Source organism: Escherichia sp. MR (assembly GCF_005280595.1).
GTDB classification, from domain to species: Bacteria; Pseudomonadota; Gammaproteobacteria; order Enterobacterales; family Enterobacteriaceae; genus Escherichia; species Escherichia ruysiae.
The window spans coordinates 22,207-38,514 of sequence record NZ_SZVK01000029.1 but is presented as its reverse complement, the minus strand read 5'-3'; the positions used below and the strand labels follow the sequence as shown (position 1 = coordinate 38,514).

Here is a 16,308-nt window from a genome sequence, read left to right as displayed (position 1 = left end):
CAGAAAGACACAACTTTACATTTTGTAGCATCTGATTTACGGCATCTTGCCACTGTTAAAAAATCAGGCACAATTTCTTGTGCCTGATTGATGTTACTTGACGGGGGCGGGCTGTTCCGCAGGTCTGGCTTTTTCCAGACGCGCCAAATCAAGCGCGATGTTCACTGTTTCATCCAGATACGGATCTGGCTCCTTGTAATCTTTTGGCAGATCGTCCAGTTTCTTCAACTCCGGTTTTCCTTCGCGTTTAAAGCGATCGTTCAACCGCGCCAGACGCGTCGCATCATCTTCGTTATTCTCTTTTTCACGCACAGCGTAATTCAGAGAAACGATGTTGCGTTTGTCCTTCATGGCGTTGAAGCGAGCGATATCCTTCATGATGTTCTGGAACTCAGGATCCTTCGCGATACGCGCATTATGTTCCTTCAGCAACTCCGGTTCAAACGCCGTTAAGTCTCCAGATTTCACATAGGTTGCAGCGTCAATGCTATCCCACGGTAGCGCGTTATCTTCGAATTTCTCACCGGTTTCCGTCTCTTCATTGCCCGTAGGCATGATGATATCTGGCGTTACGCCTTTACGTTGCGTACTGCCGCCGTTAACGCGATAGAATTTCTGGATTGTGTACTGTACTGAACCCAACGCCGGCCATTCAGGACGTAACATCTGATCGTAGATACGGTTCAGAGAACGATACTGCTGGACTGTGCCTTTACCAAATGTCGGTTCACCCACAACCAGCGCACGACCGTAATCCTGCATGGCAGCAGCAAAGATTTCCGAAGCCGAAGCACTGAAACGGTCAACCAGCACCACTAACGGGCCTTTATAGAAAACCTGACCGTCGTTATCGCTATCTTCGCGAACCTTGCCGTTGTTATCACGAACCTGCACAATCGGACCTGATGGAATAAACAGCCCAGAGAGCGATACCGCTTCAGTCAGCGCCCCCCCGCCGTTGCTACGTAGGTCGATAATGACACTGCTGACATTTTGTTTTTCCAGTTTCTGCAGTTGAACTTTGACATCGTCCGTCAAGCCAACATAGAAGCCCGGAATATCCAGCACACCGACTTTTTCTTTACCGACAGTCTTCACAGACATTTTAACTGCACGGTCTTCCAGACGAATACGTTCACGCGTCAGCGTTACTGTCCGGGTCTTGGTCCCTTTACCCGCAGGCAGAATTTCCAGACGAACCTTACTGCCTTTCGGCCCTTTGATTAAGGCAACGACATCATCAAGACGCCAGCCGATCACGTCAACCATCGGTTTACCGGTTTGTCCGACACCGACAATTTTGTCACCAACGCTGATAGCTTTACTCTTCGCTGCTGGCCCACCCGCCACCATTGAATTGATAACGGTGTAGTCATCATCCATTTGCAGTACTGCGCCAATACCTTCCAGCGACAAACTCATTTCAGTATTGAACTGTTCGGTATTGCGCGGAGAAAGGTAGTTGGTATGTGGGTCGATTTCGCGTGCAAACGCCGTCATTGCCAGCGAGAAAACATCTTCGCTGTTGGTTTGCGCCAGACGACGAATAGCAAATTTGTAGCGGCGAGTCAGGGTTTCACGAATTTCTTTATCCGTTTTTCCTGCCAGCTTCAGGCTTAACTCGTCGAATTTAACTTTACTGTCCCACAGCGCGTTTAACTCGGCCTCGTTTTTCGGCCAGGGTGCTTTGCTGCGATCCAGGTTATAGGAATCGTTGCCGGTAAAATCCATCGGCTTTTCCAGTACAGACAACGCATACTGGTAACGTTCGAAGCGGCGTTTTTGCGCCAGATTGTAGAGATCGTAGAAAACGTCAAGTTTGCCGGTGCGAAGTTCATCGCCCAACTCGGTTTTCTTTTTCGCAAATTGTTCGACATCGCTTGCCAGCAGCACATTGTGGCTGTAATCAAGCAAGTTCAGGTAGCGGTCAAAGATTTTGGCCGAGAACGCCTGATCGAGATCGAACTGACGATAATGGGAACGGGTGAAGCGCGACGTTACGCGCTCACTCACAGTCGCATGCTGCGTCTCTTCCTTTAATACCGGAATTTGATCAGCACGCGTAATATCTTCTACTGCGAAGGTCTGGCCTGCTATTGCAAGCAGGCCAGCTAACGCGGTAAGCCTAAAAAACATGTTCATGCCTGGCCCGGCCTCCGTTTCAGAACACCAGGTGTTCTGCGCGCACAATCAAAGACATACCCGAATTCAGTTGGACGCGGACGCCGTCTTTGGTGATTTCTAATACGGTGGCATCCATCGCGTTTTGACCAGCTTTCACCTTCAGGGCTTGTCCGACAGTCAGAGCTGAAATGTCAGAAACCGGGGTATGCTGTTCTTCGCGAGGTGCTTTTACTGTTTTTGGCGCTTTCTCAGCCGGTTTTTGCGCGCGAGGTTTGCGCTCGGCGCCTTCTTTACGGCGTTGCGCGGCAGGACGTGGTTTACGTTCGCGGCGTGGTGCATCTTCTTTCTCACCAGCAGCTGCGGCAGCTTCGCGTTTTTTCGCTTGCTGTTCAGCGCGCTGAGCCTGAACGCGTGCTTTCGCTTCTTCAAGCTGTTTGCGAGCATGTTCTACATGCTGCTCGTCCAGCTCACCGCATGGGTTGCCGTCAAGATCGACACGCGTTGCGCCGGGTTTAACACCGTAAAGGTAACGCCAGCTCGAAGTGTAGAGACGTAAAGCGGATCGCAGTTGCGTTTTGCTCAGGTTCATTTCCCCGGCAACACGATCGACCAAATCCTGAAAAATACCGATTTTCAGCGGACGCGCTTCACCTTCCGCACTGAAACAGTGGGGAAAACGTTCGGCCAGAAACGCGATTACTTCTTTACTGCTATTCAACTTAGGTTGATTTTCCATGAAATTTCCTGATTACAACGGACGTAGCCAACAAGCGCAGGCATGAACAGGCGTCATTATAATGACGCCATCAGTAAATGCTACGTTATCCGTTGATTATCCTGCGACGCTCGCAAAGAATTTTTTGTAATCCGTCATTGCAAGCACCTTTTCAAGCTGTGCCACAAGCTGACGTAAGCCTTGCTCGTCCTCGTCTGTAAAGCGACCGAAGACGGTACTGTCGATGTCGAGAACACCAATAATCTGATTTTTCACCACCAGCGGCAGGACAATTTCAGAATTACTCGCCGCATCACAGGCAATATGCCCATCAAAAGCGTGAACATCCTCGATTCGTTGTACTTGATTGCGGGCAACCGCAGTGCCGCACACGCCGCGCCCGACGGGGATCCGTACACAGGCTATTTTGCCCTGAAATGGTCCGAGCACCAGCGTATCGTCCTCAAGCAAATAAAAACCGGCCCAGTTTACGTCTGCCAGACGTTCGTATAACAACGCGCTGGTGTTTGCCAGCGTTGCCAGAAAACTGGTCTCTCCCGCCATCAGCGCGTTAAAGTCGCGATTTAAATCCGCGTAAAATTCTGTTTTGTTCATTATATAATCACTTGGTTGTCTTACCTGGAACTGCCAGCCTATTAAAATAAGCATTAAATGCGTTAATGCTCAAGATCATTCCCATCATGGGTTAAGATTAATGTTAATTCTTATTACATTTGGCACGTCATGGCACTTAACACCCCGCAAATTACGCCAACAAAAAAGATAACAGTGAGCTCAATCGGCAAGGAACTGCCGCGTGGTGATTATCAACGTTGCCCGCAATGTGACATGCTGTTTAGCCTGCCCGAGATAAATTCTCATCAAAGTGCCTATTGTCCGCGCTGTCAGGCCAAAATTCGTGACGGGCGTGACTGGTCGCTAACGCGCCTGGCGGCAATGGCGTTCACCATGCTATTGCTGATGCCATTTGCCTGGGGCGAACCACTGTTGCATATCTGGCTGTTAGGTATTCGTATTGACGCCAACGTCATGCAAGGCATCTGGCAAATGACCAAACAGGGCGATGCGATAACGGGGGCGATGGTCTTTTTCTGCGTTATCGGCCCCCCACTTATCCTCGTCACATCTATTGCTTATTTGTGGTTTGGCAACCGACTGGGGATGAACTTACGCCCGGTACTGCTGATGCTTGAGCGACTGAAAGAGTGGGTGATGCTGGATATCTACCTGGTCGGCATTGGTGTTGCTTCTATAAAGGTACAGGATTATGCCCATATCCAGGCGGGTGTCGGCTTATTCTCTTTTGTAGCGTTGGTGATTTTAACGACGGTGACGTTGTCACATCTTAATGTTGAACAGCTGTGGGAGCGATTTTATCCTGAACGCCCTGCCACGCGCAGGGACGCGAAACTACGTGTTTGCCTGGGGTGTCACTTTACCGGTTATCCTGATCCGCGCGGTCGCTGCCCCCGCTGCCATATCCCGCTTCGCCTGCGTCGTCATCATAGTCTTCAAAAATGTTGGGCGGCGCTGTTGGCTTCAGTCGTCTTGTTGTTACCAGCTAACCTGTTGCCTATCTCGATCATTTATCTGAACGGTGGACGACAAGAAGATACGATTCTTTCCGGCATCATGTCGCTGGCAAACAGCAACATTGCGGTCGCCGGAATTGTGTTTATCGCCAGTATTCTGGTGCCGTTTACCAAAGTGATCGTTATGTTCACTTTATTATTGAGCGTTCATTTTAAATGCCAACAAGGATTACGCACGCGAATACTGTTACTGCGAATGGTGACCTGGATTGGTCGCTGGTCGATGCTCGATCTGTTTGTCATTTCTTTAACTATGTCGCTGATCAATCGCGATCAGATCCTCGCTTTTACTATGGGACCGGCTGCGTTTTATTTCGGCGCAGCGGTTATTTTAACTATTCTTGCAGTGGAATGGCTGGACAGCCGCTTACTTTGGGATGCACATGAGTCAGGAAACGCCCGCTTCGACGACTGAAGCGCAGATTAAAACTAAACGCCGTATCTCACCTTTCTGGCTGCTGCCGTTCATCGCGCTAATGATTGCCGGCTGGCTGATTTGGGACAGTTATCAGGATCGGGGGAACACCGTCACCATCGACTTTATGTCGGCGGATGGCATTGTCCCTGGCCGCACACCTGTTCGTTATCAGGGTGTTGAAGTCGGAACAGTTCAGGATGTCAGCCTTAGCGATGATCTTCGTAAGATTGAAGTCAGGGTCAGCATCAAGTCCGATATGAAAGATGCGCTGCGCGAAGAGACGCAGTTCTGGCTGGTGACGCCAAAGGCCTCGCTGGCAGGTGTCTCCGGACTGGATGCGCTGGTTGGGGGTAACTATATTGGCATGATGCCAGGCAAAGGCAAAGAGCAGGATCACTTTGTCGCCCTCGATACCCAACCGAAATATCGGCTGGATAATGGTGATCTAATGATCCACCTACAGGCTCCCGACCTTGGTTCGCTGAATAGTGGTTCGCTGGTCTATTTTCGCAAGATCCCGGTGGGACGTGTCTACGACTATGCGATCAATCCCAATAACCAGGGCGTGGTGATTGATGTCCTGATTGAGCGGCGTTTTACCGATCTGGTGAAAAAAGGGAGTCGCTTCTGGAACGTTTCTGGCGTTGATGCCAATGTCAGTATCAGTGGCGCGAAGGTGAAACTGGAAAGTCTGGCTGCGCTGGTTAACGGTGCGATTGCCTTCGATTCGCCGGAAGAGTCGAAACCCGCCGAAGCGGAAGATACCTTTGGTTTGTATGAAGATCTCGCCCACAGCCAGCGTGGGGTAATCATAAAACTGGAACTGCCGAGCGGTGCCGGATTAACCGCCGACTCAACACCGTTAATGTATCAGGGTCTGGAAGTCGGACAACTGACGAAACTGGATTTAAACCCAGGCGGCAAAGTCACCGGAGAAATGACCGTTGATCCCAGCGTCGTAACGCTGTTACGGGAAAATACCCGCATCGAATTACGTAACCCGAAATTATCCCTCAGCGATGCGAATCTCAGCGCCCTGCTCACGGGCAAAACCTTCGAACTGGTGCCGGGCGATGGTGAGCCACGCAAGGAGTTTGTCGTTGTGCCTGGCGAGAAAGCCCTGCTGCATGAACCTGATGTTCTGACGCTGACCCTGACCGCGCCAGAAAGTTACGGTATTGATGCCGGTCAGCCACTCATTCTGCATGGTGTGCAGGTCGGTCAGGTAATTGAACGTAAACTCACCAGCAAAGGCGTCACCTTTACCATCGCCATTGAACCACAGCATCGCGAGCTGGTAAAAGGCGACAGCAAATTCGTCGTCAACAGCCGTGTGGACGTAAAAGTGGGACTGGACGGCGTCGAGTTTCTCGGTGCCAGCGCCTCTGAATGGATCAACGGAGGGATACGTATTCTGCCGGGCGATAAAGGCGAGATGAAAGCCAGCTATCCGCTGTATGCCAATCTGGAAAAAGCCCTGGAAAACAGCCTTAGCGATTTGCCCACCACGACCGTGAGTTTGAGTGCAGAAACATTACCAGACGTGCAGGCGGGATCGGTAGTGCTGTACCGTAAGTTTGAGGTTGGCGAAGTCATCACCGTGCGCCCATGGGCTAACGCCTTTGATATCGATCTGCATATTAAGCCGGAATATCGCAACCTTCTGACCAACAACAGCGTGTTCTGGGCAGAAGGCGGGGCGAAAGTTCAGCTTAATGGTAGCGGCCTGACCGTACAGGCTTCGCCACTTTCACGGGCGTTAAAGGGTGCTATCAGCTTCGATAACCTCAGCGGCGCCAGCGCCAGCCAGCGTAAAGGCGATAAGCGTATTCTTTATGCATCAGAAACGGCGGCTCGTGCGGTCGGCGGACAGATTACGCTCCACGCTTTTGATGCCGGAAAACTGGCGGTCGGTATGCCAATTCGCTACCTCGGTATTGATATCGGGCAAATCCAGACGCTGGATCTGATAACCGCACGTAATGAAGTACAGGCAAAAGCGGTGCTCTATCCGGAATATGTCCAGACTTTCGCTCGCGGTGGTACACGCTTTTCGGTGGTCACACCGCAGATTTCGGCAGCCGGCGTTGAGCACCTTGATACCATCCTCCAGCCGTATATCAATGTCGAACCCGGTCGTGGAAATCCTCGCCGCGACTTTGAATTACAGGAGGCTACCATTACCGACTCTCGTTACCTGGATGGCTTAAGCATTATTGTTGAAGCGCCAGAAGCCGGATCGTTAGGCATCGGTACACCGGTACTGTTCCGTGGTCTGGAAGTGGGTACGGTCACTGGAATGACACTGGGTACACTATCGGATCGGGTGATGATTGCGATGCGCATCAGTAAACGCTACCAGCACCTGGTGCGGAACAATTCCGTCTTCTGGTTGGCATCGGGCTACAGTCTGGACTTTGGTCTTACGGGCGGCGTAGTGAAAACCGGTACATTTAACCAGTTTATCCGTGGCGGGATCGCCTTTGCCACTCCGCCTGGTACTCCGCTGGCACCGAAAGCCCAGGAAGGCAAACACTTCTTGTTGCTGGAAAGCGAACCGAAAGAGTGGCGTGAGTGGGGAACCGCGCTACCCAAATAATGCGCACTGCTCCGGCGTACCTGCGCCGGAGCGTTTATGCTAAACTGCGCGCCTGTTTTTTTGCCAGTGGTACATGCTCGTGGCCCAACACACCGTTTATTTCCCGGACGCCTTTCTGACGCAAATGCGTGAAGCAATGCCTTCGACGCTCTCTTTTGATGATTTTCTCGCCGCCTGTCAGCGCCCGTTGCGCCGCAGCATTCGCGTTAATACGCTGAAAATCTCCGTTGCAGATTTCCGGCAATTAACCGCTCCTTATGGCTGGACGCTAACGCCAATCCCGTGGTGTGAAGACGGTTTCTGGATCGAACGTGACGATGAAGACGCATTGCCGCTGGGCAGTACCGCTGAACATTTGAGTGGCCTGTTTTATATTCAGGAAGCCAGTTCAATGTTACCGGTTGCTGCATTGTTTGCCGATGGTAACGCCCCAAAACGGGTGATGGATGTCGCTGCTGCACCGGGTTCAAAAACTACGCAAATTGCCGCACGGATGAATAACGAAGGGGCGATCCTTGCCAACGAGTTTTCCGCCAGCCGGGTTAAAGTGTTACATGCCAATATCAGCCGCTGTGGCATCAGTAATGTTGCGCTCACGCATTTTGATGGCCGCGTGTTTGGTGCGGCATTGCCAGAAATGTTCGATGCTATTTTGCTGGATGCCCCCTGCTCCGGCGAAGGCGTGGTGCGTAAAGATCCCGATGCGCTGAAAAATTGGTCACCAGAAAGCAATCAGGAGATCGCAGCCACCCAGCGGGAACTGATCGACAGTGCCTTTCATGCATTACGTCCTGGCGGTACGCTGGTTTACTCGACCTGCACCTTAAACCGGGAAGAAAACGAAGCCGTTTGCCTGTGGCTGAAAGAGACTTACCCTAATGCAGTAGAGTTTTTACCGCTGGGCGATCTATTCCCTGGCGCGGACAAGGCGCTGACCGAGGAAGGCTTTTTGCACGTCTTCCCACAAATTTATGATTGCGAAGGTTTTTTCGTTGCTCGTCTGCGTAAAACTCAGGCGATTCCCGCGTTGCCTGCGCCGAAATATAAAGTGGGCAATTTCCCGTTTACCGTAGTGAAAGATCGCGAAGCCGGACAAATTCATCAGGCGGCTGCGAGTGTCGGCTTAAACTGGGATGAAAACCTGCGCCTCTGGCAGCGCGATAAAGAAATCTGGTTATTCCCGGTGGACATTGAAGCGTTGATCGGTAAGGTCCGATTTTCCCGTCTGGGGATTAAACTTGCTGAAACACATAACAAAGGTTATCGCTGGCAGCATGAAGCGGTTATTGCCCTTGCCTCACCCGACAACGAGAACGCGTTTGAACTGACACCACAGGAAGCGGAAGAGTGGTATCGCGGGCGCGACGTCTACCCACAAACCGCGCCAACTACGGATGATGTGCTGGTCACCTTCCAGCATCAGCCAATCGGTTTAGCCAAACGTATTGGTTCACGGCTGAAAAACAGTTACCCACGGGAGCTGGTGCGCGACGGGAAACTTTTTACCGGTAAAGCCTGACCGCACACAAAAAAGCGCACTTTTTGACTGGCGAATCTGACTGCCTTGACTAGGCTGAAAAATGGTACGACCGAACTGGTCGTACCACAATCGGCACTTAAATGGAGAGCACGAAGATGAAAACCAGTGTACGCATAGGCGCTTTTGAAATCGACGACGGCGAGTTAACCGGCGAATCGCCTGGTGACCGAACGTTAACCATCCCCTGTAAATCTGACCCGGATTTATGTATGCAACTTGATGCCTGGGACGCCGAAACCAGCATCCCAGCCCTGCTAAACGGCGAACACTCTGTCCTTTACCGTACCCGCTACGATCAAAAGTCTGATGCCTGGATTATGCGTCTTGCCTGATCCAAAAAGAACCCGTCGGCATGACGGGTTATTTATCCTGGTTATTTCCCCCGTTGTAAAATCTCCCCTAAACTTAACGGTACGGCACCGCACTTCGAGGATGAAATGTTCGCGCTGGTACTTTTTGTTTGCTATCTGGACGCTGGCTGTGACGATATTGTGGTTGATATCTACAATACGGAACAGCAGTGCCTCTATTCAATGGACGATCAACGGATCCGCCACGGCGGCTGTTTTCCGATTGAGGATTTTATTGATGGTTTCTGGCGACCTGCACAGGAGTACAGTGACTTTTAATTATTGCAGTTGCACAAGAGTCAACTCACCTCCGAAGACGGCGCCGGTATCAATATAATGCAAGTTACCGATATCCACGCGATGGCGTAATGGCGTATGCCCAAACCAGAAATGATCGGCACCTGTAATTCCCTGCCCTTTTTGCCCCCCACGCAATCGCGATCGACTCCACAACACCTGATGCAGATCGACTTCCTTATGCCACTCATAAATATCATTGGGGTAATCCGCATGGGCGATGACATGCAGTCCGCTACTACAGCTTAATTCAATTATCCACGGCAAAGACCAGCACTTTTCCAGCACCATTCTCGCCTGCTCGCATTGGCGCTCTGTCAGTGCTGCGAACCAGTCGCCGCCATTCATAAACCACAAAGACATCTGCTGCGAATCCAGCGCATCCATCGCCATCTGCTCATGATTGCCTCTTACCGCTCTGATCCAGCGTTGTTCCAGTAATTGCAGGCAGCGCAAACTCTCCGGGCCACGATCGATAACGTCACCAACCGAGATCAGCAAGTCTTGCCACGGGTCAAACCGGCAGTGCCATAATTTCTTACGCAGTTGCGCCAGGCAGCCATGAATATCCCCCACCAGCCAGATATGTCGCCACGGACTGCCATCAATCTTCTGATAGATGTGTCTTGCCTGTTTCATCAATTCTTTACTCCCGCGCGAAAGATCACATTATCTTAACAAAAATGTTAAAAAAGCCTGGACTGAAGCAGTAGAGTGTGTGTTATGGTTGATGGTAAAGTCAGTGCAGTAAAAGCTGTGATGTAATCATCAAACTGGCTTTATAGATAAAAAGAGACCGAATACGATTCCTGTATTCGGTCCAGGGAAATGGCTCTTGGGAGAGAGCCGTGCGCTAAAAGTTGGCATTAATGCAGGCTTAGTTGCCTTGCCCTTTAAGAATAGATGACGACACCAGGTTTGCCAGTTTGCGTGCAAAATGGTCAATAAAAAGCGTGCTTGTCATCGTCTTAAATGTTAAAAACCGCCCGTTCTGGTGAAAGAGCTGAGGAGGTTTTTTATTTGAAATCAAACATTTACTGTAGATGATTAACAGAGTTTCTCAGCTCTTTCAATAAACGGTGCCAGACTCATTTTTTCACCTGGTTTGTTAGGATCATCAATCTGGATCACTGAAATAGGCTGGGCGTTGGTCTTTCCGCTGGTAACTTCTTTTTGCGCGACATCGTTCAAAGGGTACTGCACCAGGGTGCTGGGGTTAATGACATACAGCGCGTTGCCCGGTCGGCATGTCAGCATCACTTCTTCACGATTAAATGCCCATTTGTCTTTACCCATTTCAAAACGACTAACGGTGATCACTTGTGGCGCTGCCAGCGCCGCTGCCGAACTGGTAAGCAATACAAATGCCAGAATACTTTTTTTCATCATTTTCGTAATCCATCAAAAAGGTTCGAGAGTTGCAAGCAGGCTGATAATCACCAGCACTACCGCACCTATCGCCCATTCGAGTTTTGTCATCCAAACAAACCACGGAGCCGCACGGTCTTCATCTTGCCCCATCCGTGGCACCAGAACATAACGATTTGCCAGTGCAATGGCTACCATAATCATCACCAATATGACCTTTAGAAATAAAAGCTGCCCCCAGTAAGTCGCAAGTGTTGGGGGAAATCCGGTGATGAATAATGCATTAAGCACGCCGCTTGCCAGCACGCCAATTACCGCAAAATGTCCACACCAGGAGAATCGTATCAGTGCATGAATGGCCTGACGTCGCCAGCGCCCTTTTACCAACCGCATACACCAGACGACCGGCAGCAAGCCACCAAACCATGCCGCCGCGCAAATCAGATGTACAGCGTGATTAGTCTGATGGATTTTCGCCGTTAATCCTTCGTTTAACGTCGCATGTCCTACTCCCGCCATCAGGATAAATTGCGCGGTAGTTAGCACAAACAACAAACGTGGCATGTTCCCAGGTTGCATCAGAGCGACGGTTAGCGTAACGAGGGCGAGAACGATTTGCCAAATCCAGACTCCACCAAACTGCGTTTGTAACACTGATTGCCAAATGTTCAACGAAACCACATCCGACCATCCCGCGCCCATCAACCCGCCCTGTACGGCGAACATCGCAGCGGCGCTGCTCAAACTCCAGACGGCAGCATGTTGTTGTAAACGCAGAAAACGTTTCGTCAGCAAGCGACGAATTGCTATTGGTGCCAGCCATGCGCCATACATCGCGAAGCCAAAGACCAGCATCAGGGAGGTAAAATGGATAAATCGCAATGCGACCCAGGTAAACGCCAGCATGTTTTATTTCACTGTAAAGGTGTAATGCCCTTTGGTTTTATGCCCGTCCACCGAGACAACATGCCAGTTGACGGTATAACTTCCGGGCTTCAGGGCGTCGGCAAGCGGAACAATCAATTGGTTTTTGTCTTGTTCATTACGCTTCGCTGGTAATGTTTTAACATCTTCATTCTTTGAACCGATGATTTTGGCGCCGCTGAATCCGGGTTCAATACTTTCAGAGAAGTTTAACGTAATGGCCTGTGGGGCAGCAGTAACCTCCGCATTCGCCGCAGGATACTGATGCGTCAGATGCGCATGTGCCCAGACAGAAGGCGCTAGCGAAGCGGCAAATAATACGAGTGCGTAACGAAGAGAACGTGCAGTTGAAACCATATTATCTATTCCTTTTTGTAATAACTTTTTTACAGAGCATAACCTTGTCTAATGATAGAGTCGAGGATCATCAATTCCGGCTTGCCATCCTGGCTGACTCTTAGTAACTTTTGCCCGCAATTAACGAGGAGACACAATATGCTGAAGAATCTGGCTAAACTGGATCAAACTGAAATGGATAAAGTTAATGTCGATCTGGCGGCTGCCGGGGTGGCATTTAAAGAACGTTACAATATGCCGGTAATTGCTGAGGCGGTTGAACGTGAACAACCGGAACACCTGCGAAGCTGGTTTCGTGAGCGCCTTATTACCCACCGCCTTGCCTCTGTAAATCTGTCACGCTTACCTTACGAGCCTAAACTTAAATAAACCTTATATTAAGTTACACTTTCTTACATAGCGCCTGCTAAATTGTGAGTATTTTCTTATACGCATCAATATTTGCGGACACTGTGAAAAGGAAGTCATTATGACATACAGGAAAGTCGCAGCAGCACAATATGAGCCTCGTAATGCCTCACTCACTGAGCAGGTGGCCCATCATCTGGAGTTCGTGAGGGCTGCCGCCAGACAGCAGTGCGAACTTTTAGTTTTCCCCTCGCTTTCTCTACTGGGATGTGATTATAAGCGACGCTCTCTTCCTGCCCCGCCCGACCTTTCGCTGTTAGCCCCGCTTTGTTATGCCGCGACAACATGGAGAATGACCATTATTACCGGCCTCCCCGTTGAACATAATGAACGTTTTATTCGTGGTATTGCCGTATTCGCGCCAGGGATGAACGCGCCCGGAATTTATCATCAAAGCCACGGAGCATGTCTGGATCGACATTCTAAAACCATCACTGTGGTGGATGGACAACCTGAAGGCATTGATATGCCCCCAACCTGTTCACTGTTTACCACCGGTCAGTGCATCAGTGAGCCCGAACTATTGGCTTCTACTCGCCACTTACAATTTTTCTCACATCAGTTCTCCATCGCCGTACTGATGGCTAATGCCCGGGGCAACAGCGCACTGTGGGATGAACGTGGCAGCCTTATTGTTCGCGCCGATCGCGGTTCGTTATTGTTAGTTGGTCAACGCACAGCGCAGGGTTGGCAAGGCGATATCATTCCATTACGCTAGGCGTTTTCGGCCCGGAGTTTTGCCATGCTGCGTATTATCGATACAGAAACCTGCGGTTTACAGGGAGGGGTCGTCGAGATCGCCTCAGTTGATGTTGTTGATGGGAAAATCGTCAACCCCATGAGCCACCTGGTGCGCCCCGACCGTCCCATTACTCCGCAAGCTATGGCGATTCATCGCATCACCGAAGCCATGGTCGCCGACAAGCCGTGGATTGAAGAGGTGATCCCGCACTACTACGGTAGTGAATGGTATGTCGCCCACAATGCCAGCTTTGACCGCCGCGTATTGCCTGAAATGCCTGGCGAGTGGATCTGCACGATGAAACTGGCTCGTCGTTTGTGGCCAGGAATCAAGTACAGCAATATGGCGTTGTATAAAACGCGTAAACTCAGTGTACAAACGCCGCCAGGCTTGCATCACCACCGTGCGCTGTATGACTGTTACATCACCGCTGCCTTGCTTATTGATATTATGAACACATCCGGCTGGACGGTGGAACAAATGGCGGATATCACTGGACGTCCATCATTGTTAACGACGTTCACGTTTGGCAAGTATCGCGGTAAAGCAGTATCAGAAGTTGCAGAGCGCGATCCGGGCTACCTGCGCTGGTTGTTTAATAACCTCGACAGTATGAGCCCGGAATTGCGTTTAACGTTGAAGCATTACCTGGAGAATGCTTAAGCCGCTGGCTGACCGGGTAATGTCCCCTGCGCCAGCGCGACCAGAAAAGCATATTCCATCGCCACACCTTCGTAAGATTTGAACCGCCCCGATTTACCGCCATGCCCTGAGTCCATGTCGGTACACAGCAATAACAGATGGTCATCGGTTTTCAACTCACGCAATTTAGCCACCCATTTTGCCGGTTCCCAGTATTGCACCTGTGAATCGTGTAAACCGGTCGTTACCAGCAAATGCGGATAAGGCTGTGCGGTGACGTTGTCATACGGGCTGTAGCTTTTCATGTACTCGTAATATTGCGGATCTTGCGGATTCCCCCACTCTTCAAATTCGCCAGTGGTCAGAGGAATTGATTCATCAAGCATCGTTGTTACGACATCAACAAACGGCACCTGGGCGATAACACCGTGGAACAATTCCGGGCGTTCATTAATAGCAACGCCCATCAACATGCCCCCCGCACTCCCCCCCATCGCATAACAGAGCGAAGGAGAGCCATAGCCCAGTTTTAACAATGCATCGCAGGCATCAAGATAATCATTAAACGTATTTTTCTTCTTCAGAAATTTACCGTCTTCGTACCATTGATGCCCCAGCTCGCCACCACCGCGAACATGGACAATGGCGTAGACAAATCCACGATCCAACAAACTCAGGCGGCTGAAACTGAAATCGGCATCTATGCTTGCTCCGTAAGAACCATAACCGTATACCAACAGCGGATTGTTGCCTTTCTGGAAGTGCTTACGATGATAGACCAGCGAAACCGGAACTTCGACGCCATCCCGGGCAGTGATCCACAAGTGTTCACTGCGGTAATTCGCCGCATCAAAACCGGGTACTTCAGTTTGTTTCAGCACGCGGCGCTCGCCGGTATCCATATCCAGTTCAAACAAAGTATCTGGCGTGGTCATGGAGGAATAACCGTAACGCAATCGAGCGGTTTCAGGTTCTGGATTGTAGGCAATCCAGGTCACGTAGGCAGGATCATCAAAGGCAATGCCGATGACTTCTCGTGTCTTGCGGTTAATTTGGCGCAAACTGGTTAACCCGCGCTGACGCTCTTCAACCACCAGCCAGTCGGTAAACAGCGTAAACCCTTCCAGCATGATGTTATCGCGTGGCGGAATTAACTCCTCCCATTGTTGTTCATCACGCATACGGGTACGGTATAAACCAAAGTTTTTGCCGTTGCGGTTGGAACGCAGATAAAACCGATGCTGGTAGTGATCAAGACTGTATTCGTGATCTTTGCGGCGCGGCAGAAAAACAAACGGCTCGGCATCGGCCATTTCCGCGTCCAGCAAGCGAACTTCACTGGTGGTGGCGCTGGCCAGGTGAATGACAACATAGTGCTTCGATGTCGTTTTATGCAAACTGACGTAATAGGTATCGTCTTTTTCTTCGTAGATCAGTTTATCGTGCGATGCCGGAGTCCCGATGGTGTGTCGCCAGACCTGATAAGGCAGCAGCGTCACCGGATGCTTGCGCACATAATAGAAAGTCCACGAGTCATTCGCCCAGACAAAGCTGGGATCGACATTATCCAGCAATTCGGGATACCAGTTGCCCGTTTCAAGATTGCGAAAACGGATGCCGTACTGGCGTCGGGAAAGGAAATCTTCCGCCAGCGCCATAATGGTGTTATCGGGGGTAATTGCCATTCCGCCCATCGAATAAAACTCACTGTGCGCCGCGCGCTTGTTGGCATCGAGCAATGTTTCCCACTCATCCCACTCTTCACTGAACGCCGATTGACGCTGGTAGATGGCATATTCACAGCCAGGTTCATAAATATGCTGGTAGCGGTAGCCATTTTTGATGTAGGGCGCAGAGACTTCTCTTTGCGGAATGCGGTCGATGATTTCCTTTAATATGCGATCCTGCAAGGCTTGTTGCGAAGCCATCACCTGGTGACCGTAGCTATTCTCTTGTTGCAAATAGTCCAGCACTTCCGGCTGTGAGCGCGTGTCGTCCCGCAGCCAGTAGTAATTATCGATGCGCGTATCGCCGTGAAGCGTCATGGCGTGGGGAATGCGGGCGGCTTTTGGTAGCATGTTATTGTTCTTTCTGGTTGAAACATCTTATAAGGGTGGCAAAACTCACCCGGTATGCAAGCGAAACAGGGTAGTCATTGCTCAGATGATGACAGGTAATGGCGTGGATATCGAATGATATGCTGACAGAGAA

16 protein-coding genes are annotated in these 16,308 nt (G+C 50.6%); 8 read left to right on the top strand and 8 right to left on the bottom strand.

Features of this window, described 5'->3' with window-relative positions; genetic code table 11:
* Positions 1–93 precede the first annotated feature (93 nt).
* From prc to msrC, 3 genes are all read right to left on the bottom strand, one after another.
* Entirely contained in the window at positions 94–2,142 is a 2,049-nt protein-coding gene (gene prc, locus FC814_RS13745; RefSeq protein WP_032225363.1) for a carboxy terminal-processing peptidase, read from the bottom strand.
* Between the two features lie 19 nt (positions 2,143–2,161).
* Positions 2,162–2,860 carry an RNA chaperone ProQ gene (gene proQ, locus FC814_RS13740; RefSeq protein WP_000431365.1) on the bottom strand — a complete coding sequence of 233 codons (699 nt, stop codon included), beginning with the start codon at positions 2,858–2,860 and terminating at the stop codon, positions 2,162–2,164.
* A 96-nt stretch (positions 2,861–2,956) separates the two neighbouring features.
* Entirely contained in the window at positions 2,957–3,454 is a 498-nt protein-coding gene (msrC, locus tag FC814_RS13735) for an L-methionine (R)-S-oxide reductase (protein ID WP_001043872.1), read from the bottom strand.
* Positions 3,455–3,583: 129 nt separating this feature from the next.
* On the opposite strand from msrC, the gene yebS reads away from it, so the two are divergent.
* The 5 genes from yebS to FC814_RS13710 all read left to right on the top strand — a co-directional run bounded on the left by yebS (position 3,584) and on the right by FC814_RS13710 (position 9,638).
* The gene (gene yebS, locus FC814_RS13730) at positions 3,584–4,867 is read left to right on the top strand and encodes a membrane integrity lipid transport subunit YebS (protein ID WP_137326056.1); all 1,284 of its coding nucleotides are present in this window, start codon (positions 3,584–3,586) and stop codon (positions 4,865–4,867) included.
* The gene (yebT, locus tag FC814_RS13725) at positions 4,836–7,469 is read left to right on the top strand and encodes a lipid-binding membrane homeostasis protein YebT (RefSeq protein WP_137326055.1); all 2,634 of its coding nucleotides are present in this window, start codon (positions 4,836–4,838) and stop codon (positions 7,467–7,469) included. Before yebS ends, yebT begins: the two co-directional genes overlap by 32 nt.
* Positions 7,470–7,548: 79 nt before the next feature.
* Entirely contained in the window at positions 7,549–8,988 is a 1,440-nt protein-coding gene (gene rsmF / locus FC814_RS13720; protein WP_137326054.1) for a 16S rRNA (cytosine(1407)-C(5))-methyltransferase RsmF, read from the top strand.
* A gap of 116 nt (positions 8,989–9,104) precedes the next feature.
* Positions 9,105–9,341 carry a DUF1480 family protein gene (locus tag FC814_RS13715; protein WP_010345804.1) on the top strand — a complete coding sequence of 79 codons (237 nt, stop codon included), beginning with the start codon at positions 9,105–9,107 and terminating at the stop codon, positions 9,339–9,341.
* Between the two features lie 105 nt (positions 9,342–9,446).
* Entirely contained in the window at positions 9,447–9,638 is a 192-nt protein-coding gene (locus tag FC814_RS13710; protein ID WP_000457829.1) for a YebW family protein, read from the top strand.
* On the opposite strand, the gene pphA is transcribed toward FC814_RS13710, so the two are convergent.
* From pphA to yobA, 4 genes are all read right to left on the bottom strand, one after another.
* Complete coding sequence (gene pphA, locus FC814_RS13705) at positions 9,639–10,295, bottom strand: protein-serine/threonine phosphatase (protein WP_137326053.1); 657 nt, start codon at positions 10,293–10,295, stop codon at positions 9,639–9,641. It lies immediately after the preceding gene.
* A gap of 408 nt (positions 10,296–10,703) precedes the next feature.
* Positions 10,704–11,045 (bottom strand): YebY family protein, encoded by a 342-nt coding sequence (locus FC814_RS13700; RefSeq protein WP_000976489.1) that lies wholly within the window; start codon positions 11,043–11,045, stop codon positions 10,704–10,706.
* Positions 11,046–11,057: 12 nt separating this feature from the next.
* On the bottom strand, positions 11,058–11,930 hold the full coding sequence (gene copD / locus FC814_RS13695; RefSeq protein WP_137326052.1) for a copper homeostasis membrane protein CopD: 873 nt from the start codon (positions 11,928–11,930) through the stop codon (positions 11,058–11,060).
* Between the two features lie 3 nt (positions 11,931–11,933).
* Positions 11,934–12,305, bottom strand: coding sequence for a CopC domain-containing protein YobA (gene yobA, locus FC814_RS13690; protein WP_000255068.1), 372 nt, complete (start codon positions 12,303–12,305; stop codon positions 11,934–11,936).
* Positions 12,306–12,443: 138 nt separating this feature from the next.
* Between yobA and holE the strand changes: the two genes are divergently transcribed.
* The 3 genes from holE to exoX all read left to right on the top strand — a co-directional run bounded on the left by holE (position 12,444) and on the right by exoX (position 14,118).
* Positions 12,444–12,674 carry a DNA polymerase III subunit theta gene (gene holE / locus FC814_RS13685; RefSeq protein ID WP_000916765.1) on the top strand — a complete coding sequence of 77 codons (231 nt, stop codon included), beginning with the start codon at positions 12,444–12,446 and terminating at the stop codon, positions 12,672–12,674.
* A gap of 100 nt (positions 12,675–12,774) precedes the next feature.
* Positions 12,775–13,431: a carbon-nitrogen hydrolase family protein YobB gene (gene yobB / locus FC814_RS13680; protein WP_137326051.1), complete on the top strand. Its 657-nt coding sequence runs from the start codon at positions 12,775–12,777 to the stop codon at positions 13,429–13,431.
* Positions 13,432–13,455: 24 nt separating this feature from the next.
* Positions 13,456–14,118 carry an exodeoxyribonuclease X gene (gene exoX / locus FC814_RS13675; protein WP_000944297.1) on the top strand — a complete coding sequence of 221 codons (663 nt, stop codon included), beginning with the start codon at positions 13,456–13,458 and terminating at the stop codon, positions 14,116–14,118.
* Here the strand turns inward: exoX and ptrB are convergent.
* Positions 14,115–16,175 carry an oligopeptidase B gene (ptrB, locus tag FC814_RS13670; RefSeq protein ID WP_137326050.1) on the bottom strand — a complete coding sequence of 687 codons (2,061 nt, stop codon included), beginning with the start codon at positions 16,173–16,175 and terminating at the stop codon, positions 14,115–14,117. The two genes, exoX and ptrB, sit on opposite strands and share 4 nt — an antisense overlap.
* Positions 16,176–16,308: the final 133 nt, after the last annotated feature.

What these genes read in the sequence shown, in the direction of transcription:
- copD (WP_137326052.1), bottom strand. Translation starts at nt 11,930, where the DNA reads ATGCTGGCGTTTACCTGGGTCGCATTGCGATTTATCCATTTTACCTCC.
- yobB (WP_137326051.1), top strand. Translation starts at nt 12,775, where the DNA reads ATGACATACAGGAAAGTCGCAGCAGCACAATATGAGCCTCGTAATGCC.
- pphA (WP_137326053.1), bottom strand. Translation starts at nt 10,295, where the DNA reads ATGAAACAGGCAAGACACATCTATCAGAAGATTGATGGCAGTCCGTGG.
- msrC (WP_001043872.1), bottom strand. Translation starts at nt 3,454, where the DNA reads ATGAACAAAACAGAATTTTACGCGGATTTAAATCGCGACTTTAACGCG.
- FC814_RS13715 (WP_010345804.1), top strand. Translation starts at nt 9,105, where the DNA reads ATGAAAACCAGTGTACGCATAGGCGCTTTTGAAATCGACGACGGCGAG.
- FC814_RS13700 (WP_000976489.1), bottom strand. Translation starts at nt 11,045, where the DNA reads ATGATGAAAAAAAGTATTCTGGCATTTGTATTGCTTACCAGTTCGGCA.
- prc (WP_032225363.1), bottom strand. Translation starts at nt 2,142, where the DNA reads ATGAACATGTTTTTTAGGCTTACCGCGTTAGCTGGCCTGCTTGCAATA.
- yobA (WP_000255068.1), bottom strand. Translation starts at nt 12,305, where the DNA reads ATGGTTTCAACTGCACGTTCTCTTCGTTACGCACTCGTATTATTTGCC.
- FC814_RS13710 (WP_000457829.1), top strand. Translation starts at nt 9,447, where the DNA reads ATGTTCGCGCTGGTACTTTTTGTTTGCTATCTGGACGCTGGCTGTGAC.
- yebT (WP_137326055.1), top strand. Translation starts at nt 4,836, where the DNA reads ATGAGTCAGGAAACGCCCGCTTCGACGACTGAAGCGCAGATTAAAACT.
- ptrB (WP_137326050.1), bottom strand. Translation starts at nt 16,175, where the DNA reads ATGCTACCAAAAGCCGCCCGCATTCCCCACGCCATGACGCTTCACGGC.
- yebS (WP_137326056.1), top strand. Translation starts at nt 3,584, where the DNA reads ATGGCACTTAACACCCCGCAAATTACGCCAACAAAAAAGATAACAGTG.
- proQ (WP_000431365.1), bottom strand. Translation starts at nt 2,860, where the DNA reads ATGGAAAATCAACCTAAGTTGAATAGCAGTAAAGAAGTAATCGCGTTT.
- holE (WP_000916765.1), top strand. Translation starts at nt 12,444, where the DNA reads ATGCTGAAGAATCTGGCTAAACTGGATCAAACTGAAATGGATAAAGTT.
- exoX (WP_000944297.1), top strand. Translation starts at nt 13,456, where the DNA reads ATGCTGCGTATTATCGATACAGAAACCTGCGGTTTACAGGGAGGGGTC.